This window comes from Streptomyces huiliensis, assembly GCF_020037025.1.
GTDB lineage: Bacteria > Actinomycetota > Actinomycetes > Streptomycetales > Streptomycetaceae > Streptomyces > Streptomyces huiliensis.
The window spans coordinates 1-18,647 of sequence record NZ_JAIQLH010000049.1 but is presented as its reverse complement, the minus strand read 5'-3'; the positions used below and the strand labels follow the sequence as shown (position 1 = coordinate 18,647).

19 protein-coding genes are annotated in these 18,647 nt (G+C 72.4%); 7 read left to right on the top strand and 12 right to left on the bottom strand.

The features are described 5' to 3' along the window. A partial coding sequence (locus JNW98_RS10800; protein WP_223767923.1) for an FG-GAP repeat domain-containing protein occupies positions 1–405 on the top strand: 405 nt, incomplete at its 5' end. A gap of 82 nt (positions 406–487) precedes the next feature. Here JNW98_RS10800 and JNW98_RS10795 read toward each other — a convergent pair. Further along, the gene (locus JNW98_RS10795) at positions 488–1,168 is read right to left on the bottom strand and encodes a DUF5701 family protein (RefSeq protein ID WP_223767922.1); all 681 of its coding nucleotides are present in this window, start codon (positions 1,166–1,168) and stop codon (positions 488–490) included. A gap of 123 nt (positions 1,169–1,291) precedes the next feature. On the opposite strand from JNW98_RS10795, the gene JNW98_RS10790 reads away from it, so the two are divergent. The 3 genes from JNW98_RS10790 to JNW98_RS10775 all read left to right on the top strand — a co-directional run bounded on the left by JNW98_RS10790 (position 1,292) and on the right by JNW98_RS10775 (position 3,897). Beyond that, the gene (locus tag JNW98_RS10790; RefSeq protein ID WP_223767921.1) at positions 1,292–1,951 is read left to right on the top strand and encodes a TetR/AcrR family transcriptional regulator; all 660 of its coding nucleotides are present in this window, start codon (positions 1,292–1,294) and stop codon (positions 1,949–1,951) included. Positions 1,952–2,090: 139 nt separating this feature from the next. After that, positions 2,091–3,008 carry an FG-GAP repeat domain-containing protein gene (locus JNW98_RS36135; RefSeq protein ID WP_308015548.1) on the top strand — a complete coding sequence of 306 codons (918 nt, stop codon included), beginning with the start codon at positions 2,091–2,093 and terminating at the stop codon, positions 3,006–3,008. Between the two features lie 55 nt (positions 3,009–3,063). After that, positions 3,064–3,897 (top strand): helix-turn-helix domain-containing protein, encoded by an 834-nt coding sequence (locus tag JNW98_RS10775; RefSeq protein WP_223767920.1) that lies wholly within the window; start codon positions 3,064–3,066, stop codon positions 3,895–3,897. 107 nt (positions 3,898–4,004) lie between these two features. Here the strand turns inward: JNW98_RS10775 and acnA are convergent, their stop codons facing one another. From acnA to JNW98_RS10745, 6 genes are all read right to left on the bottom strand, one after another. Then, positions 4,005–6,734 (bottom strand): aconitate hydratase AcnA, encoded by a 2,730-nt coding sequence (gene acnA, locus JNW98_RS10770; protein WP_223767919.1) that lies wholly within the window; start codon positions 6,732–6,734, stop codon positions 4,005–4,007. Between the two features lie 251 nt (positions 6,735–6,985). Further along, positions 6,986–7,159: a hypothetical protein gene (locus JNW98_RS10765; RefSeq protein ID WP_223767918.1), complete on the bottom strand. Its 174-nt coding sequence runs from the start codon at positions 7,157–7,159 to the stop codon at positions 6,986–6,988. Between the two features lie 33 nt (positions 7,160–7,192). Beyond that, positions 7,193–8,065, bottom strand: coding sequence for an alpha/beta fold hydrolase (locus JNW98_RS10760; RefSeq protein ID WP_223767917.1), 873 nt, complete (start codon positions 8,063–8,065; stop codon positions 7,193–7,195). Between the two features lie 146 nt (positions 8,066–8,211). Further along, positions 8,212–8,628 carry a DnaJ family domain-containing protein gene (locus JNW98_RS10755; RefSeq protein WP_223767916.1) on the bottom strand — a complete coding sequence of 139 codons (417 nt, stop codon included), beginning with the start codon at positions 8,626–8,628 and terminating at the stop codon, positions 8,212–8,214. A gap of 129 nt (positions 8,629–8,757) precedes the next feature. Further along, the gene (locus JNW98_RS10750) at positions 8,758–9,120 is read right to left on the bottom strand and encodes a GntR family transcriptional regulator (RefSeq protein WP_223767915.1); all 363 of its coding nucleotides are present in this window, start codon (positions 9,118–9,120) and stop codon (positions 8,758–8,760) included. A 1-nt stretch (position 9,121) separates the two neighbouring features. Continuing rightward, a complete protein-coding gene (locus JNW98_RS10745) occupies positions 9,122–10,117 on the bottom strand; it encodes a hypothetical protein (protein WP_223767914.1) in 996 nt (331 codons plus the stop codon). A gap of 112 nt (positions 10,118–10,229) precedes the next feature. On the opposite strand from JNW98_RS10745, the gene JNW98_RS10740 reads away from it, so the two are divergent. Continuing rightward, positions 10,230–11,759: a helix-turn-helix domain-containing protein gene (locus JNW98_RS10740; protein ID WP_223767913.1), complete on the top strand. Its 1,530-nt coding sequence runs from the start codon at positions 10,230–10,232 to the stop codon at positions 11,757–11,759. A gap of 56 nt (positions 11,760–11,815) precedes the next feature. Here the strand turns inward: JNW98_RS10740 and JNW98_RS10735 are convergent, their stop codons facing one another. From JNW98_RS10735 to JNW98_RS10720, 4 genes are all read right to left on the bottom strand, one after another. Continuing rightward, positions 11,816–12,214 carry a cupin domain-containing protein gene (locus tag JNW98_RS10735; protein ID WP_223767912.1) on the bottom strand — a complete coding sequence of 133 codons (399 nt, stop codon included), beginning with the start codon at positions 12,212–12,214 and terminating at the stop codon, positions 11,816–11,818. A gap of 47 nt (positions 12,215–12,261) precedes the next feature. Continuing rightward, positions 12,262–12,759 (bottom strand): DM13 domain-containing protein, encoded by a 498-nt coding sequence (locus JNW98_RS10730; RefSeq protein WP_223767911.1) that lies wholly within the window; start codon positions 12,757–12,759, stop codon positions 12,262–12,264. A gap of 83 nt (positions 12,760–12,842) precedes the next feature. After that, positions 12,843–13,244 (bottom strand): RidA family protein, encoded by a 402-nt coding sequence (locus JNW98_RS10725; RefSeq protein WP_223767910.1) that lies wholly within the window; start codon positions 13,242–13,244, stop codon positions 12,843–12,845. A 23-nt stretch (positions 13,245–13,267) separates the two neighbouring features. Next, the gene (locus JNW98_RS10720) at positions 13,268–14,482 is read right to left on the bottom strand and encodes an acyl-CoA dehydrogenase family protein (RefSeq protein ID WP_223767909.1); all 1,215 of its coding nucleotides are present in this window, start codon (positions 14,480–14,482) and stop codon (positions 13,268–13,270) included. Positions 14,483–14,619: 137 nt separating this feature from the next. Between JNW98_RS10720 and JNW98_RS10715 the strand changes: the two genes are divergently transcribed. Beyond that, positions 14,620–16,251 carry an AMP-binding protein gene (locus tag JNW98_RS10715; protein ID WP_223767908.1) on the top strand — a complete coding sequence of 544 codons (1,632 nt, stop codon included), beginning with the start codon at positions 14,620–14,622 and terminating at the stop codon, positions 16,249–16,251. Next, on the top strand, positions 16,244–17,098 hold the full coding sequence (locus JNW98_RS10710; protein WP_223767907.1) for a PaaX family transcriptional regulator: 855 nt from the start codon (positions 16,244–16,246) through the stop codon (positions 17,096–17,098). The genes JNW98_RS10715 and JNW98_RS10710 overlap by 8 nt, the downstream gene beginning before the upstream one ends. A 113-nt stretch (positions 17,099–17,211) precedes the next feature. On the opposite strand, the gene JNW98_RS10705 is transcribed toward JNW98_RS10710, so the two are convergent. Continuing rightward, positions 17,212–18,647: oxidoreductase (locus tag JNW98_RS10705; protein ID WP_443732496.1), on the bottom strand; the 1,436-nt coding region annotated here is incomplete at its 5' end.

Here is an 18,647-nt window from a genome sequence, read left to right as displayed (position 1 = left end):
GTCCTCTGGATCTACCAGGCCGACATCCTCGGGAAGCTGTCCGCCCGCAAGAAGGTCGGCGGCGGCTGGGGCCAGTTCAACCAGATCGCCGGCCGCGGCGACCTGACCGGTGACGGCAAGACGGACGTCGTCGCCCGCGACAAGTCCGGCACGCTCTGGCTCTACAAGGGCACCGGCGACCTGAACAAGCCCTTCGCGGGCCGGACCAAGGTCGGCGGCGGCTGGGGCAAGTTCGACCTGCTGGTCGGCACCGGTGACGTGGACGGCGACGGCCGCGCGGACCTGCTGGCGCGCGACAAGTCCGGCGCCCTGTGGCTGTACAAGGGCACCGGCAAGCAGAACGCTCCCTTCAAGGGGGCAGTGAAGGTCGGTACCGGCTTCGGGCAGTACCGGCTGATGTTCTGACGTAGCGTCAGCTCGCGAAGTCAACCTGTGGCGCCCTTCCTTCCCGGAAGGGCGCCACAGGCGTGTCAGGGCCCGGCCGGTGTCACTCCCCCGCGGCACGCCGGCCGGCCGCCGAGGCCATGCCGAGCCAGGTGTGCGGGTTGCCGGCCCAGCACCAGCCCAGCTTCGGCGCCTTCTTGCTGATCCAGATCGCCGGGACCCGGCGGTCGCCGCAGCGCGAACCGCCCAGCGAGAAGCACTTGTTCTTGACCAGCACCTCCGGGAAGTGCGTGATCAGCGCGACGCCCTCCTCGATGGTGAGCAGGGTGCGCCCGCGCCCGGCGATGGCGGCCATGGCCGTCTCCGGCACCGCGCCGCAGAACTCCTCGCCGCGCTCCACGCCGTACAGCAGGTACGCGGAGAGTCCGCCGGCTCCGGTCTCCTCGGTCGCGACGAACCGTTCCAGCGCCCCGGGCTCGAAGGAGTGGTCGACGAACCCCGGGAGCCGCCCGCCGTGCAGGGTCGTACGGGGCATCGTCTCCTCGACCGGCACCACGTCTCGGGCGACGACCAGCAGGAACGGCACCCGGCCGGCTTCGAGGTCGTACGGCGCGTCGGCCCCTCCGGGCAGGGCGACGGCCTCGGCGCGGAGCGGGGCGACCAGGGCCGCGAACTTCTCGTCGTCGAGACCGGCGAGGGCCGGGTAGCCGCGGTCGGTGAGGTTGCGTACCTGGCGGTCGAACTCGGTGCCGGCGTCGAAGGGGGACGGGGTGACGAGCGGCAAGGATCCTCCGTGGGTCGGGGAGTCGAGGTTGTTACGCTCAACTGAAATTTACTACGGAGGTAACTTTACGTCGGACGCCCTGGCGGCGTCAACGAAAAAGTAGGGCGAGGGTAAAGTTCGCCCATGGACCCGTACCCGACCGCCGCCCCGGACACCCCGCCCCCCGGCCTCCGCGAGACCAAGAAGCGCGAGACGCGCCGGCTGATCTCCGACCACGCCACCAGGCTCTTCATCGCGCAGGGCTTCGAGCGCACCACCATCGCCGAGATCGCCGACGCCGCCCGCGTGGCCAAGAAAACGGTCACCAACTACTTCCCGCACAAGGAGGACATGGCGCTGGACCACCAGGAGGAGTTCGTCCAGGGGCTCGCCCGGACCGTCGCCGCCCGCGAGCCCGGCGAGTCCGCCCTCGCGGCCCTGCGCCGCTCCTTCCTGACGGCCGTCGCCGAGCGGGACCCCGTCGCGGGCTTCGCGGGGCCGGACTTCACCCGCATGATCGCCGACAGCCCCACCCTCTCCGTCTGTCTGCGCGGCCTCCACGACCGCCGCGAGGACGCCCTCGCCGCCGCCCTGGCCGAGGCCACGGACGCACCGGCGGACGACGTCACCCCGTACGCCGCCGCCGCGGCGCTGGGCGGCGTCCACCGGGTCCTCTTCGGCCGCATCCAGGAGCTCACCCTCGCCGGGCGGAGCGGCGACGAGGTGGCCGAGGCCGTGGGGGCGGCGGCGGTCCGCGCGTTCGACCTGCTGGAACCGTCCCTCAGGGACTACGCGCGAGGCTGAGTCGGACGCTGAGGGGACCTCAACTCCGGGGCCTCCGGGGCCGTGTGGCAGCATCACTGATCACGCGGGGGGCGCGGTGCGGTACGCACGCGGTACCTCCGTCGTGCCGTTCCCCTACGCCTACCGTACGGAGCCCTACGTGCCCCACGTTCCCGGCCGTTCCCGTGGCCGCGCCCTGTCGCGCGCCCTCACCGCCGCGACCGCCGTCGCCCTGGCCGCCGTCACCGCCGGCACGGCCTCGGCGGACGCCCCCGGCCCCGGCTCCGTCCCGGCGGTACGGCCGCCGGCGGCCCTGGCCGCCAAGCCCGACGCCCGCATATCGCCGGACGCGCCCTTCCTGCCCCTCCAGGCGGTCCGCCGCGACGGCGGCTACTACTTCTACGTGCCCGACGGCAAGGGCGGCCTGGGCCCGCGCAAGACCGTCGACGGCGACTGGAACGCGGTCAAGGGCGCGACGGCGGTCGACCACGACCGCGACGGGTTCGCGGAGGGCACGTACATCCTCGACGGACGCGACGAGGTGGGGTACTTCGGCAAGAAGAGCCCCCGGCTGGTCGCCACCGACTGGGGCCAGTACGACAGCTTCTTCTCCCCCGGCACCCTCGGCGGTTCGAAGGAGTCCGACATCCTCGTCCGCGACCGCGCGGGCGTGCTCTGGCTCTACCTGGCCAAGGCCGACGGCTCCCTCACCGGCCGCAAGCAGGTCGGCCCCGGTTGGGGCCAGTACACCGCGATCACCGGCCGCGCCGACCTCACCGGCGACGGCCGGACGGACATCGTCGCCCGCGACCGCAAGGGCACCCTCTGGCTGTACAAGGGCACCGGCGACACGGCCCGCCCCTTCAAGTCCCGCACCCGCGTCGGCGACGGCTGGAACCAGTTCAACCTCCTCCTCGGCACCGGCGACGTCGACCTCGACGGCCACCCGGACCTCATCGCCCGCGACGGCAAGGGCGCGCTGTGGCTGTACAAGGGCACGGGCCGGGCGTCGGCGCCCTTCAAGTCCCGCACGCTGATCGGGAAGTCGGGCTGGAACCAGTACCGCTTGCTCTTCTGAGGGACACCTGTCCGTTCCGTCCCGCGCCGCGGCCTCACGGGTCTACGTTGAGCGGATGACCGCATCCAAGGACAGGAATCCTTACGCCAATCCCCGGGCGTTCTACGGCTCCGAGCTGGCCCGTCTGCGCGACGCCGCCGGTCTGAGTCAGGAACAGCTCGGGGCACGTGCGTTCTGCTCGGGTTCGTACATCGGCCAGTTCGAGTCGGCCATCCGCATCCCGCAGTTGGAGCTGTCGAAGCGGTTCGACGAGATCTTCGGAACCGGCGAGCACATGCAACGACTGTGCAGGCTGGCCCGGCAGGCGAAGTGCGTGGCCGACTACGCCGTGGACGCCGTCGACCTGGAGCCCAAGGCCAAGAGCATCACCGCGTATTCACCGGTGCTGGTACCCGGCCTCTTGCAGACCGCGAACTACACGCACGCCATCACACGCGCCGCTCAGCCTTTCGTCGCAAGGGAAACGGTGGACCGTTGGGTGAGCGGCCGGATGGAGCGCCAGAAGATCTTGCGCGACCCGTCGCATCCGATTCTGTCCACGGTCGTCTGCGAGTCGGCCCTGCGCGCACACATCGGCGGCCCTGCCGTCATGCGGCAGCAGACCGACCACCTCATCGACATGGCCCAACGGTCACGCGTCGTCGTGCAAGTGCTCCCGTTCACGGCCATGGCGGAAGCTTTCATGGACAGCTTTGTGACCGTCATGGACTTCTGTGACAGTCCGCCCGTCGTGTACACCGAGTGGGCGCGCAGCGGTCAGCTCATCGAGGAGCGGGACGTCGTGAACCACAACCGGCGCCTCTTCGACCTGGTCAAGACGGCGGCGCTGTCGCGTTCGGCGTCCTTGGACTTCCTGCGGACGGTGCACGACGAGTTCGCGGCCATGTGAAGGGCGGCCCCTTCGGCCGACCGCCCGACCGCGTCCGCCCGTACACACCGAGGGCCGCACCCCGCGCGAACGCGGGGTGCGGCCCTCGGCCGTGTGGCGCCTGTCGCTTACTTGCGGATCAGCGAGCGCAGCACGTACTGCATGATGCCGCCGTTGCGGTAGTAGTCCGCCTCACCGGGGGTGTCGATGCGGACGACCGCGTCGAACTCGACACCGGTGTCGGTGGTGACCTTGACCGTGCTCGGGGTGGTGCCCTCGTTCAGCTCGGTGATGCCGGTGATGGAGAAGGTCTCCTCGCCGGTGAGGCCGAGCGAGTCGGCCGACTGGCCGGCCGGGAACTGGAGCGGCAGGACGCCCATACCGATGAGGTTCGAGCGGTGGATGCGCTCGTACGACTCGGTGATGACGGCCTTGACGCCGAGGAGGGCCGTGCCCTTGGCCGCCCAGTCGCGGGACGAGCCGGAGCCGTACTCCTTGCCGCCCAGGATGACCAGCGGGATGCCGGCGGCCTGGTAGTTCTGCGAGGCGTCGTAGATGAACGACACCGGGGCGCCGTCCTTCGTGAAGTCGCGGGTGAAGCCGCCCTCCGTGCCCGGCGCGATCTGGTTGCGCAGGCGGATGTTGGCGAACGTGCCGCGGATCATGACCTCGTGGTTGCCGCGGCGGGAGCCGTAGCTGTTGAAGTCACGACGCTCGACACCGTGCTCGGTGAGGTACTTGCCGGCCGGGGTGTCGGCCTTGATCGCACCGGCCGGGGAGATGTGGTCGGTGGTGACCGAGTCGCCGAGCTTGGCGAGGACGCGGGCGCCGGCGATGTCGGTGACCGGGGTGGTCTCCATCGTCATGCCCTCGAAGTACGGGGGCTTCCGGACGTAGGTGGACTCGGCGTCCCACTCGAAGGTGTTGCCGGTCGGGATGGACAGCGCCTGCCACTGGGCGTCACCCGCGAAGACGTCCTGGTAGGACTTGTTGAACATGTCCTCGCCGATGGCGTTGGCGACGACGTCGTTCACCTCGGCCTCGGAGGGCCAGATGTCCTTCAGGAAGACCGGGTTGCCGTCCTGGTCGGTGCCCAGGGCGTCCTTGGTGATGTCGACCTTCATCGAGCCGGCGATCGCGTAGGCCACGACCAGCGGCGGGGACGCCAGGTAGTTCATCTTGACGTCGGGGTTGATCCGGCCCTCGAAGTTACGGTTGCCGGAGAGCACCGAGGTGACGGCGAGGTCGTGGTCGTTGACGGCCTTGGAGACCTCCTCCGGCAGCGGGCCGGAGTTGCCGATGCAGGTGGTGCAGCCGTAGCCGACGAGGTTGAAGCCGACCTTGTCGAGGTACGGGGTGAGGCCCGCCTTGTCGAAGTAGTCGGTGACGACCTTGGAGCCCGGGGCGAGGGTGGTCTTGACCCAAGGCTTGCGGGTCAGGCCCTTCTCGACCGCCTTCTTGGCCACGAGCGCCGCGGCGACCATGACGTAGGGGTTCGAGGTGTTGGTGCAGGAGGTGATCGCGGCGACGGTGACGGCGCCGTGGTCGATCTCGTACGTCGAGCCGTCGGGGGCGGTCACGGTGACCGGCTTCGACGGGGCGCCGGCGGAGACGGCCGGGGCGTCGGAGGCCGGGAAGGACTCCTTGCCCGCCTCGTCCACGTCGTCGACGTAGTTGCGGACGTCCTGGGCGAACTGCGCGGCGGCGTTGGCGAGGACGATGCGGTCCTGCGGGCGCTTCGGGCCGGCGATCGACGGGACGACCGTCGACAGGTCGAGCTCCAGCTTCTCGGAGAAGTCGGGCTCGGCGGCCGGGTCGAGCCAGAGGCCCTGCTCCTTGGCGTACGCCTCGACGAGCGCGACCTGCTGCTCGCTGCGGCCGGTGAGCTTGAGGTAGTTCAGGGTCTCGCCGTCGATCGGGAAGATCGCGGCGGTGGAGCCGAACTCCGGCGACATGTTGCCGATGGTGGCGCGGTTGGCCAGCGAGGTGGCGGCGACGCCCTCGCCGTAGAACTCGACGAACTTGCCGACGACGCCGTGCTTGCGCAGCATCTCGGTGATCGTGAGGACGAGGTCGGTGGCGGTGGTGCCGGCCGGCAGCTCGCCGGTCAGCTTGAAGCCGACGACGCGCGGGATGAGCATCGAGACCGGCTGGCCGAGCATCGCGGCCTCGGCCTCGATGCCGCCGACGCCCCAGCCGAGGACGCCGAGGCCGTTGACCATGGTGGTGTGCGAGTCGGTGCCGACGAGGGTGTCGGGGTAGGCCTGGCCGTTGCGGACCATGACCGTACGCGCGAGGTGCTCGATGTTCACCTGGTGGACGATGCCGGTGCCCGGGGGGACGACCTTGAAGTCGTCGAAGGCGGTCTGGCCCCAGCGCAGGAACTGGTAACGCTCCTTGTTGCGGCCGTACTCCAGCTCGACGTTCTGGCCGAAGGCGTCCTTCGTGCCGAACTTGTCGGCGATGACGGAGTGGTCGATGACCAGCTCGGCCGGGGAGAGCGGGTTGACCTTCGCCGGGTCGCCGCCGAGCTCCTTGACGGCCTCGCGCATGGTGGCGAGGTCGACGACGCAGGGGACGCCGGTGAAGTCCTGCATGATCACGCGGGCCGGCGTGAACTGGATCTCCTGGCTGGGCTGGGCCTGCGAGTCCCAGCCGCCCAGCGCGCGGATGTGGTCGGCGGTGATGTTGGCGCCGTCCTCGGTGCGGAGCAGGTTCTCCAGCAGCACCTTGAGGCTGTAGGGAAGGCGAGCGGAACCCTCGACCTTGTCCAGCCGGAAGATCTCGTACGACTCGTCGCCCACCTGCAGCGTGCTGCGGGCGTCGAAGCTGTTCGCCGACACGACAGTCTCCTTCATTGCATGAATGCGCGTACGCGCGTACTGCGGCCATCCTGCCGCGACAACGTCGCGCCGGTCCGCTAAGGTTGCCCTAACTTAGGTAAGCCTTAGTGGCGCGACAGCGGTACGCCTCTCTCGGCATATATCTCGATGTCGAGATAACTCTAGTACATCGCCGGGGATCGGTCATGCCCGGAGTCCGCCCCGGGGCACGCCTGGAGTTTCGCCTTGGGTCACGCCCGGAGTTTCGCTTTGGGTCACGCCCGGGCCTAGCCGTCCCCGTCTCCGCCCCCGTCGCCGGCCGTCGCGCCGGACCTGCCCTTGCTGCCCCCGATCACGGACTTGAACAGCAGGAGCAGGATGTCGGCGGTCGTCGAGACGACGGCCATCCAGCGGGGGACGTCGCCTACGGCTTCTGGAGCGTCCTCTTGTGACACGTTCATAACGGTGAGCGTATTTCGCCCCACCCGTCCGGGCTAGGCCCGCGATCGGTCGACTTCCGCCAGGAACTCCGGGACCCGGCTGTTCAGCTCCGCCGCCGGGATGGTGTGCCCCGCGCCGGGAACGATCCGGACCCGGGCGTCGGGCAGCAGCCGGGTCCGGGCGGCGGCCCGGTGCGCGTCGGCGGCGAGGCTGTCGCCGCCGAGGAGCACGAGGGCCGGGACGGTGATGGAGCGCAGTTCGTCGTCGGTGAGCTTCCGGGGCTGGGGCAGCCGGCCGCGGAAGCCGTCCAGCGCCTCCAGCAGCACCCGCAGCTGGGCCTCGGCCGCCTCGGCGCCGGCTCCGCAGTCGCCGATGACCCTGCCGAAGTACCGGCGCCGGCGTTCCTCGGAGCGGCTGAGCACGGCGAGGACCGCGCCGGTGACGAAGCCCGGCCTGAGGGGCGCGAGGGTGCGGGCGGGGTCGAGAAGGGTGAGGGAGGCGATCCGTCCGGGGGCGCGCGTGGCGTGGTTGGCGGCGGCCCACCCGCCGTAGGACATCCCCAGCAGGTGCGTCCGCTCCAGCCCGAGGCCGTCCAGCACCTCCTCCAGCCAGGCCGCCATGGCCTCCGGCGTCCGGAGGGGCGCCGTCTGCGGGCTGCGCCCCGGTTCGCCGACGACGTCCACGGCCAGGACCGGCCGGGCGGCGCCGAGCGCGGCGACGTTCGCCGACCAGACGGCCGGGGTCGCGTTCCGCCCGGGCAGCAGGACGACCGGCGTGGCGTCCCCCTTGCCGTACACGTGCACCCGCGTGGTGCCGAACGCCGTCGGGACGTCCCGCTCCTCGCGCGGCTCCGGCCAGTGCGCCATCGCGCGGTCGTACGCGGCGAGGAAGCGCGTGCGCGCCTCGTCCCCTGTGAAAGCGCCCAAGGAACCCGGCGACGCGCCCATGACGCGGCCCCCCATCGTCGTCGTCGCGGCCCGGCTGCCGGGCCGCCCCCGGTTCCGATCCTCGCAGGTGGCGGGCGCGGGAGATCGGCGGGGGCGGGTACGGCCGGACGGGTGAGCGGGGGTGCCTATGCCGGCCGTTCCTTCCCCTCCCTCCCTTCCCGCCACTCGCGCACCACGGTCTCCACGTCGAAGGGCGCGAGGCGGAGCGGAGGCCCCTCCGGGGGCCGCCGGAGGGCCGCGGCGATCTTCTCGTTGATCGCGGCGAGGACGCGCCGGACCTCCCCCTCCGACCGCGCGCCGAGCGCCGCCGCGTGGGCGTCCTCCGCCTCCTTGCGGAGGACGAGGGAGGGCGGCAGGAACGACAGGTTCTCCCGCCGCATCTTCTCCTTGACCCACCACATCTCGTCGTAGGGGCGGTCGAGGCCGGGCAGCGGCTTGCCGAAGCCGGGGAGGTCCGAGAACTCCCCGCGCGCCGTCGCCTCGCGGATCTGCACGTCGGCCCACGTCTCGAAGTCCATGCCGGGCGGCTTGCGTTCGGTCATCGATCGGCTCCCCTCGCCTCTGGCTTCCCCTTCCAGTGTCGCGCAGCCTCGCGCGATCTCGCTCAGGGGATGGAGAACCACCGGAGGAGAGGGCCGGGGTCCAGTCAACTCACCTTCCCCGGCTGCCAGTCAGGCCGACCCGAGGCTGGTCCGGACGAGATCCAGGATGGCCTCGTCGCCCAGTCCGGAGGAGCGGGCCTCGGCGACGAGCCGGCCGGCGGCGGCGAGCAGCCGGGCGCGGTCGGCGACGGCGGCACCCGCGGCGACGACCGCGCCCCGGCCGCGGCGCAGTTCGATGATCCCCTCCTCGCGCAGCCGCTGGTAGCCGCGGAGGACGGTGTGCACGTTGACGCCGAGCGAGTCGGCCAGGGCCCGGGCGGCGGGCAGCCGCTCGCCCGGGCGCACCGAGCCGTCGGCGACCGCGCCGCGGACGGAGGCGGCGATCTGGTCGCCGAGCGGCACGGGCGATCCGTGGTCGAGCCGGACGAGCACGTCAGCTCCCGTCGCCGGCGCGCGAACGGGCCCGGTCGGCGAGGGTGTTGAGCAGGGCGGCGGCCGTCGCCGCGTCGTCCACGGTGACGAAGAACTCGCCGCCGGTCGCCAGCCGCACCACGAGGGCGTCGCCGGAGCGCAGCACGAGCCCGCTGCGGCCGGACCGGACGCGGTACCCCCAGCCGCCGAACTCGCGGAACGCGTCGACGGCGCGGGCGTCGGCCGACACGACGCGGTCGAGGCCGATGCGCAGCCGGGGCCGGGGCGCCCACAGGGGTGCGGCGGTCAGGCCGTGGCGGTCGACGGTGACGCGGGCGCCGGGCAGGGCGAGGAGCAGCAGGGCGCCGGATCCCAGGCCCAGTCCGGCCGTCCAGCCGGCCGCGAGGCCGAACCCGGCGCCGGCGATCAGGAGGGCGACGCCGAGGCCGAGCAGCGGGCGGGAGACCACGGACCGCGTCCAGACCGCGCCTTCCGTCGCGCCGAGCGGCAGCCGGGGAGCGGCGGTGACGGCGGCGGGTGCCTCACGGGGACGCGGGGCGGTGAGACCGGCGAGCAGGACGCCGAGGGTGCCCGCGGCGAGGGCCGAGGTGAGGGTGGTCGCCAGGGCGCCGAGGCCGAGCCGGGCGTCCTCGGGGGCGTCGGCGGAGGCGTTGCCGAGGACGGTCCAGACGAGGAGCGAGGCGATCAGCGCGGCGACGGCGTAGGCGGTGGCGGCGAGGGTGCGCCAGGAGAGGACCTCGAGTTCGAGGAAGAAGGCGAGGGCGGCGAAGAGGACGGCGAGGGAGAGGACGAGGGCCAGCGCCTGGTACGTGAAGGAGCTCGCGGCGGTGAAGCCGTCCGCCCGGCCGGAGCCGTCGAAGTGCGTGGCGATCCGGTCCGCCAGCCGGTCGCGGCGGCCGGCGAGGACGGCGAGGAAGACGGAGACCGTCAGCAGGTAGGGCACCAGGACGAGGGCGGGGCGCCAGGGCCGCCCGGCGGTGCGCAGGGGAAGGTTCACCGACCACCTCTCAACGTCGGACACAGGAAAACTTGTTCGCATAGCAATAGAACAAAGATAGATCACGAGAAGGTCGCGCGAAAGATCTCATATCTGAGATACCGTCTACCTCATGACAGACGCTTACCTCGCCCGCATCGGCAAGCTCATCCGTGACGCACGGCAGCACCGCGGCTGGACTCAGTCACAGCTCGCCGACGCGCTCGGCACCAGCCAGAGCGCGGTCAATCGCATCGAGCGAGGAAATCAGAACATCAGTCTTGATATGATCGCCCGTATCGGTGAAGCGCTGGACAGTGAGATCGTCTCTCTGGGATACGCCGGACCCATGCACCTGCGGGTCGTCGGCGGCCGTCGGCTGTCCGGCGCGATCGACGTCAAGACCAGCAAGAACGCCTGCGTGGCCCTGCTCTGCGCCACCCTCCTGAACGCCGGCCGCACCACCCTCAGGCGAGTGGCCCGGATCGAGGAGGTCTACCGGATCCTGGAGGTCCTGGGCAGCATCGGCGTCCGCGCCCGCTGGATCAACGACGGCAACGACCTGGAGATCGTGCCCCCGGCCGACCTCGACCTCGACGCGATGGACCACGAGGCCGCCCGGCGCACCCGCAGCGTCATCATGTTCCTCGGCCCGCTGCTGCACCGCATGGACCAGTTCGGCATCCCGTACGCCGGCGGCTGCGACCTGGGCACCCGTACCGTCCAGCCGCACATGACGGCGCTGCGCCACTTCGGCCTGGAGATCACCGCCACCGACGGCACATACCACGCGAAGGTCGACCGCAGCGTCTCCCCCACCCGCGCCATCGTCCTGACCGAGCGCGGCGACACCGTCACCGAGAACGCCCTGCTGGCCGCCGCCCGGCACGACGGCGTCACGGTCATCCGCAACGCCAGCTCCAACTACATGGTCCAGGACCTCTGCTTCTTCCTGGAGGAACTGGGCGTCAAGGTCGAGGGCATCGGCACCACGACCCTCACCGTGCACGGCGTGGCCCGCATCGACCGCGACGTCGACTACGCGCCGTCGGAGGACCCGGTGGAGGCGATGAGCCTGCTGGCCGCGGCAGTGATCACGGAATCGGAACTGACCATCCGCCGGGTCCCCGTCGAGTTCATGGAGATCGAACTGGCCGTCCTGGAGGAGATGGGCCTCGACCACGAGCGCAGCCCCGAGTACCGCGCCAACAACGGCCGCACCCGCCTCCTGGACCTCACCGTCCGCCCCTCCAAGCTCCGCGCCCCCATCGACAAGATCCACCCCATGCCGTTCCCCGGCCTGAACATCGACAACGTCCCCTTCTTCGCCGCCATCGCCGCCTTCGCCCAGGGCCAGACCCTCATCCACGACTGGGTCTACGACAACCGCGCCATCTACCTCACCGACCTCAACCGCCTCGGCGCCGACGTCAAACTCCTCGACCCCCACCGCGTCCTCGTCGAGGGCCCCACCCGCTGGCGCTCCGCCGAAATGATGTGCCCCCCGGCCCTCCGCCCCGCCGTCGTCGTCCTCCTGGCGATGATGGCCGCCGAGGGCACCTCGGTCCTCCGCAACGTCTACGTCATCAACCGCGGCTACGAGGACCTGGCGGACCGCCTGAACTCGATCGGCGCCCAGATCGAGATCTTCCGCGACATCTGACGGACGAACGCCGCCGCGCCCGGTCCCGCGCCCACGGGACGGGTCGCGTAGGGCGGTCAGGCGAGTTCGTGGCCCGTCGTGCTGTCCACGTGGGACGGGATGTCGCCCTCGTGGCGGTCGCCTGTGGTGGGGGTGCCGGTGGGTTCGAACATGAGGATGGAGGCGCCTGGGGAGGAGGGCTTGTGTTCGGTGCCCTTGGGGACGGTGAAGGTGTCGCCCTTGTGGAGTTCCACCGTGCGCTCCGTGCCGTCCGCGGCGCGGAGGGCGAGGTCGAAGCGGCCGTCGAGGACGAGGAAGAACTCGTCGGTGTCCTCGTGGACGTGCCAGACGTGTTCGCCGCGGGTGTGGGCGATACGGACGTCGTAGTCGTTCATGCGGGCGACGATGCGCGGGCTGTAGACGTCGGTGAAGGACGCGAGAGCCTCTGTGAGGTTGACGGGCTCGGTGTTGTTCATGGGGTGAGTCTCGGCGGCAACGTGTCGCGGTGTCTTGTACGTTGCTGTCATGCCTTGGTGAGCTCACTCGCTCCGAAGGAGACGTCGAAGCGGTCGCACCAGATGCTCACGCTCGTGTAGCGGGAGAGGTCCGCTTCGGGCGGGAGGGGGTAGTTCTGGTCGCCCCTGTTGGCCTTCAGGGAGCCCAGGCTGAGGTGCGCGCCGTCGTCGAAGACGTGCCAGCCCGCGCGGCCCGGTTTCACCGGGGCGTCGCTGAGGAGGACCTTCACGTCCGGGCCGTTGCTCGTGGAGAGACCCTCCAGGCGGAGGGTGCGGCTGCCGTCCGGCAGGCGGAGGACGCGGACGGTGCCGGTGGTGGTGTGTTCGTGGCTGATGAGGGTGCCGTTGGCCAGGGTGGTGGCGGTGGGGGCCGCCTCGTGGACCGTTTCGTTCTGCCACAGCTTCCAAGGCTGGAACCAGTACGCGGCCGCCCCGACCACCAGTGTTCCGACCGCCAGCGCCCCGGCCGCGAACCGGTTCCGCCACCACCGTCGTCCGTGCGCCATGTCCGTCTCCCGCCTGTCGCGCCATTCGGTTCCGTATGGAGCGCAACGTCCGGGGCGTCCGGTTTTCTCCCGGGCGGGGAGACTCATGGAAGCACCGCGACCCCGTCCAGTTCCACCAACGCCTCCTCGTCCCACAGGCGGACCGCGCCGATCACCGCCATGGCTGGGTAATGGCGACCGGCCAGCCGGTGCCAGATGCGGCCCAGTTCGGGGGTGTGGGCGCGGTAGGCGGCGACGTCCGTGGTGTAGACGGTGACGCGGGCGAGGTCGGCCGGAGTACCGCCGGTGGCCGAGAGGGCGGTGATGAGGTTGGTCAGTGCGCGTTCGAACTGGGTGGGGAGGTCGCCCGGGATCAGGCGGCCCGCGGCGTCGAGGGCCGTCTGTCCCGCGAGGAAGACGAGGCGGCCGCCCTGGGCGGTGACCGCGTGGGTGAAGCCGCGGGGTGGGGCGAGTTGCGCTGGATTGACGCGGGCGAAGTGTGGCATTCCTTTGCCTTTGGGGCTCCCACTCATTTGTACAGCTCCCTCGCGATGATCGTGCGCTGCACTTCCGTCGCGCCCTCGTAGATCCGCGTCGCCCGGACCTCGCGGTACAGGTGTTCCAGGAGGTGCCCCTGTTCCAGGGCGCGGGCGCCGTGGATCTGGATCGCGGCGTCGATGACGTACTGGGCCGTCTCGGTGGCGTACAGCTTGGCCATGGCCGAGCGGCCGGCGACGCCCGGTTCGCCCGCGTCGTGGGCGTCGGCGGCGGCGTGGACGAGGAGGGCCGCGGCCTCGGTACGGGTGGCCATGTCGGCGAGCCGGTGGGAGACGGCCTGGAGGTCCTTCAACGGGCCGCCGAAGGCGTGGCGTTCGCCGGCGTGGGCGAGGGCGGCGCGGAGGGCGGCGCGGGCCATGCCGACGGCGAAGGCGCCGACGCTCGGCCGGAAGAGGTCGAGGGTGCGCAGGGCGACGCGGAAGCCGCCGTCCACTTCGCCGAGGACGTCGTCGGGGCCGACGAGAACGCCGTCGAAGGTGAGCAGCCCGACCGGATGCGGGGCGATCATGTGCAGGGGCCGGCCGCCGAGGCCCGGCCGGTCGGCCGGGACCAGGAACGCCGTGATGCCGTGCGCGCCGGCGTCCGGGCGGGTCCGGGCGAAGACGGTGTAGAAGTCGGCCTCCGGGGCGTTGGAGATCCACTGCTTCTCGCCGTGCAGCGTCCAGCCCGAGCCGGGGACGGGCTCGGCGCGCAGGCGCAGGGCGGCGGCGTCCGATCCCGCCTCCGGCTCGCTCAGCGCGAAGGCGGCGACGGCCCGGCCGGCGACGACCTCCGGCAGCCAACGGGCCCGCTGCGCCTCCGTGCCGGCCCGCGCGACCGGATGGGCGCCCAGGCCCTGGAGGGCGAGGGCGGTCTCCGCCTCGGTGCACTCCTGGGCCAGCGCCTCGCGCAGCAGGCAGAGGTCGACGGCGCGAACCGTTCCGTCGGCGGGGAACAGGCGCTCCAGCAAGCCGTGTTCGCCCAGCGCCGCGACCAGCGGGCGGTTGACGCGCCCGGGTTCGCCCGCTTCGGCGAGCGGGCGTAACCGGCGGGCGGTCAGGGTGCGCAGCGACGCCGCCCAGGCGCGCTGTTCGTGTGTCAGTCTGAACGACGGGCGGTTCGGCGGCCGTTCGACGGTGGGGTCCTGCGGCCGTTCGTCGGAAGGGGCCTGCGGCCGGTCGTCTGTGGGGTCCTGTGGTGGCGGCATCGCCGTCGCTCCTTCTCTCAGCCGTCGCGCTCTGTTGACTGTCGTCACAGGCTCGTTACGCTGGCAGCGCATCCTTGCGGCTGGCAAGACCCCCACGCACCTCCACCCTTTCCCGGCACGAGGGGGCGCGACCCGTCATGGAGCTCATGCCGTCGGCCCACGTCGACACCTTCCCGCGGGACAGTCTCCCCCCGCCCGGCCAGTGGCCCGACCTGCCCCTCGGTCCGGACGTACCGCGCTACCCGGACCGGCTCAACTGCGCCGCGGAGCTGCTGGACGCGACCGCGGAACGGCTGGGCGCCGACCGGCCCGCGGTGCGGGACAAGGCCGGGAGCGTCTGGTCGTACGGCGAGCTGCGCGAGCGTGTCGACCGGATCGCGCACGCGCTCACCGCCGACCTGGGCGTCGTCCCCGGCAACCGGGTGCTGCTGCGCGGCCCCACCACCCCGCTGCTCGCCGCCTGCTGGCTGGCGGTGCTGAAGGCGGGGGCGGTCGCCGTGACCGTCCCCGACGCCCAACGCGCCCGCGAGCTGGCCGTCATCTGCCGGACCGCCCGCATACGGCACGCGTTGTGCGACGCGCGGTCCACCGGCGAGCTCGTCAAGGCGGCCGTGCCCGGGCTGCGGACGACGCCGTTCGGCGGCGGCTCGCCGGGCGACCTGCTGCGGCTGTCGGCAAAGAAACCGCCATCGTATGACGCGGTGGCGACCTCGGCGGACGACGTCGCGCTGGTCGCGTTCACCTCGGGGACCACCGGACCGCCCAAGGGCTGCCTGCACTTCCACCGGGATGTGCTGGCCGTCGCCGACACGTTCTCCGCACAGGTTCTGCGGCCCCGGCCGGACGACGTCTTCGGCGGCAGCCCGCCGCTCGGCTTCACCTTCGGCCTCGGCGGGCTGCTGGTCTTCCCGCTGCGGGCCGGGGCCTCGACCGTGCTCGCCGGCTGGTCGGGCGCCGGGCAACTGCTGGCGGACGTCCGACGGCAGCGCGTCTCCGTGCTGTTCACGGCCCCGACGGCGTACCGGGCGATGCTCGACCGGATCGGTTCGTACGACACGTCGTCCCTCCGCCGGTGCGTCTCCGCGGGCGAGCACCTGCCCGCCGCGCTGTGGCACGCCTGGCGGGCGGCCACCGGGCTGGCGCTGATCAACGGGATCGGTGCCACGGAGATGCTGCACATCTTCCTCGCCGCCGCCGACACGACGTCCCGCCCGGGCACGACCGGGCGCCCGGTGCCGGGCTTCGAGACGCGGATCGTCGACGACGACGGCCGGCCGCTGCCCGACGGCACGCCCGGCCTGCTGGCGGTGCGCGGCCCGGTGGGCTGCCGCTACCTCGCGGACGAGCGGCAGACGACGTACGTCCGCGACGGCTGGAACCTCACCGGCGACCGCTACGTGCGGGACCCCGACGGCTGCCACACCTTCCTCGGCCGCGCCGACGACATGATCGTCACGGCCGGGCACAACGTCGCCGGGCCCGAGGTCGAGGAGGCGCTGCTGCGCCACCCGGACGTGCTGGAGGCGGCCGTCACCGGGCGGCCGGACGAGCTGCGCGGCGAGGTCGTCGTCGCCCACGTGGTGCTGCGGCCCGGCGTCCCGCGCACCGGGCGCACCGTCGACGACCTGCGGGAGTTCACCAAAAAGGAGATCGCCCCCTACAAGTGCCCTCGCGAGATCGAGTTCCTCGACGCGCTGCCGCGCACGCCCACCGGCAAACTCCAGCGGTTCCGGCTGCGTTCGGGCGCTTTACAGTTTCCCCGTGACTGACCACCAGCCGTCCCACACCCCCCGCTCGCTGATCGTCTCCTTCTACGGTGCGTACGGCCGCGGGGCCGCCGGGCGACCGGCCGGCCCGCTGCCGGTCGCGGCGCTGATCCGGCTGCTCGGCGCGGTGGGCGTGGACGCGCCCTCGGTACGGTCGGCGGTCTCCCGGCTGAAGCGGCGCGGCCTGCTGACCTCCGGCCGGACGGCGGACGGCGCGGCGGGCTACGGACTCTCGGACGCGGCCCGGCAGCTGCTGGACGACGGCGACCGGCGGATCCTCGGCCACCCCGCCGCCCGCCCGGGCCACGGGTGGCTGCTGGCGGTGTTCTCCGTTCCCGAGGAGGAGCGGCACAAGCGGCACCTGCTGCGCTCGCGGCTGTCCCGGCTGGGCTTCGGGACGGCCGCGCCGGGCGTCTGGATCGCCCCCGCGCATGTGCACGAGGAGACGCGGCACACGCTGGAGCGGCTCGGCCTGGCGCCGTACGTGGACCTGTTCCGCGGCCGGCACCTGGGTTTCGAGGCGACCCCCGAGGCCGTGGCCCGCTGGTGGGACCTGGACGCGCTCGCCCACCGGCACCGCGCCTTCCTGGAGGCGCACGACCCCGTGCTGCGCCGCTGGGCGCGACGGCGGCCGGTCCCGCCGGAGGACGCCTACCGGGACTACCTGCTGGCCCTGGACTCCTGGCGGCGCCTGCCCTACGCGGACCCGGGCCTGCCGGCCGCCCTGCTGCCGGCGGACTGGCCCGGGGCGCGGTCGGCGCGGGTGTTCTCGGCGCTGCACCGCAGGCTGCGGGACGTGGGGGAGACGTTTGTGGCGGGGGTACTGGACGGTGGGCCGGCGGGGGGCTGAGCCCCTGCCCCGCCCTTTCACCACTCCTTGCGGGGGCGAGCCCCCGCGCCCCAAGAGCGCGCCTGCGGCGCGCGTCCTCGATCGCCGGACGGGCTGATTTCTCGGGGCGCGCCCTACCCCCGCCGTCCCACCGGCGGCTTCCGGCTCCCCGCCCGGTACTGGACCGGCCAGGTCACCCCCGGCCCGGCGTACTCCTGCTCCGCCGCCGCGTGCAGCGTCCAGTGCGGGTCGTAGAGGTGGGGGCGGCCGAGGGCGCAGAGGTCGGCGCGGCCGGCGAGGATGAGCGAGTTGACGTCGTCCCAGGAGGAGATGGCGCCGACGGCGATCACCGGGACGCCCGCCTCGCTCCGTATCCGGTCCGCGAACGGCGTCTGGTACGACCGGCCGAAGGCGGGCCGTTCGTCGGGGACGACCTGTCCCGTCGAGACGTCGACCGCGTCCGCGCCGTGGGCGGCGAAGGCGCGGGCGACGGTCACCGCGTCGTCGGCGGTCGTGCCGCCGGGGGCCCAGTCGGTCGCCGAGACGCGGACGGTCATCGGCCGGTCGGCGGGCCAGGCGGCGCGGACGGCGTCGAAGACCTCCAGGGGGTAGGCGAGCCGGCGCGGGAGGTCGCCGCCGTAGGCGTCGTCGCGGTGGTTGGTGAGGGGGGAGAGGAAGGAGGAGAGCAGGTAGCCGTGGGCGCAGTGGAGTTCGAGGAGGTCGAAGCCGGCGCGGGCGGCGGCGGTGGCGGAGTGTGCGAACTGTTCTTTTATCGCCTGCAGTTCGTGGACGTCGAGTTCGCGCGGCACCTGGCTGACGCCCGGCCGGTACGGCAGCGGGGACGGGCCGGCCACCGGCCAGCCGCCCTCCGGCAGGGGGTCGTCGATGCCTTCCCACATCAGCCGGGTCGACCCCTTGCGGCCGGAGTGGCCGAGCTGGACGCCGACGGCCGTGCCGGGGGCGGCGGTGTGCGCGAAGTCGGTGATCCGGCGCCAGGCGGCCTCGTGGGCGGGTGTGTAGAGGCCGGTGCAGCCGGGGGTGATGCGGCCCTCCGGGCTGACGCAGACCATCTCGGTCATCACCAGCCCCGCGCCTCCCAGGGCGCGCGCCCCGAGGTGGACGAGGTGGAAGTCGCCGGGCGTGCCGTCGGTGGCGGAGTACATGTCCATCGCGGAGACCACCACGCGGTTGCGCAGGGTGAGTCCGCGCAGCGTGAAGGGGGTGAACATGGGCGGCGTGCCGGGCGGAACGCCGGCCTCCGCCTCGACGGCGGCGACGAACGCCGGGTCGCGGAGCCGGAGGTTGTCGTGGGTGACGCGGCGGCTGCGGGTGAGCAGGTCGAAGGCGAACCGGCGGGGCGTCCGGTCCCGTCGCCACTCCAGCTCCTCGAACCACTCCAGGCTCGCCCGGGCGGCCCGCTGGGTGGACTCGACGAGCGGGCGCCGCTCGGCCTCGTACGCCGCGAGGGCCGCCGGCACGCCGTCCGGGCCACGTCCAGCCAGCCGCCCGACGAGGGCGAGGGCGTCCTCGACGGCGAGTTTGGTGCCGGAGCCGATGGAGAAGTGGGCGG

Coding starts and splice junctions, on each gene's coding strand:
- JNW98_RS10790 (WP_223767921.1), top strand. CDS start 1,292: ATGGACCCGTACCCGACCGCCGCCCCGGACACCCCGCCCCCCGGCCTC.
- JNW98_RS10775 (WP_223767920.1), top strand. CDS start 3,064: ATGACCGCATCCAAGGACAGGAATCCTTACGCCAATCCCCGGGCGTTC.
- acnA (WP_223767919.1), bottom strand. CDS start 6,734: ATGAAGGAGACTGTCGTGTCGGCGAACAGCTTCGACGCCCGCAGCACG.
- JNW98_RS10765 (WP_223767918.1), bottom strand. CDS start 7,159: ATGAACGTGTCACAAGAGGACGCTCCAGAAGCCGTAGGCGACGTCCCC.
- JNW98_RS10755 (WP_223767916.1), bottom strand. CDS start 8,628: ATGACCGAACGCAAGCCGCCCGGCATGGACTTCGAGACGTGGGCCGAC.
- JNW98_RS10740 (WP_223767913.1), top strand. CDS start 10,230: ATGACAGACGCTTACCTCGCCCGCATCGGCAAGCTCATCCGTGACGCA.
- JNW98_RS10735 (WP_223767912.1), bottom strand. CDS start 12,214: ATGAACAACACCGAGCCCGTCAACCTCACAGAGGCTCTCGCGTCCTTC.
- JNW98_RS10730 (WP_223767911.1), bottom strand. CDS start 12,759: ATGGCGCACGGACGACGGTGGTGGCGGAACCGGTTCGCGGCCGGGGCG.
- JNW98_RS10725 (WP_223767910.1), bottom strand. CDS start 13,244: ATGCCACACTTCGCCCGCGTCAATCCAGCGCAACTCGCCCCACCCCGC.
- JNW98_RS10720 (WP_223767909.1), bottom strand. CDS start 14,482: ATGCCGCCACCACAGGACCCCACAGACGACCGGCCGCAGGCCCCTTCC.
- JNW98_RS10715 (WP_223767908.1), top strand. CDS start 14,620: ATGGAGCTCATGCCGTCGGCCCACGTCGACACCTTCCCGCGGGACAGT.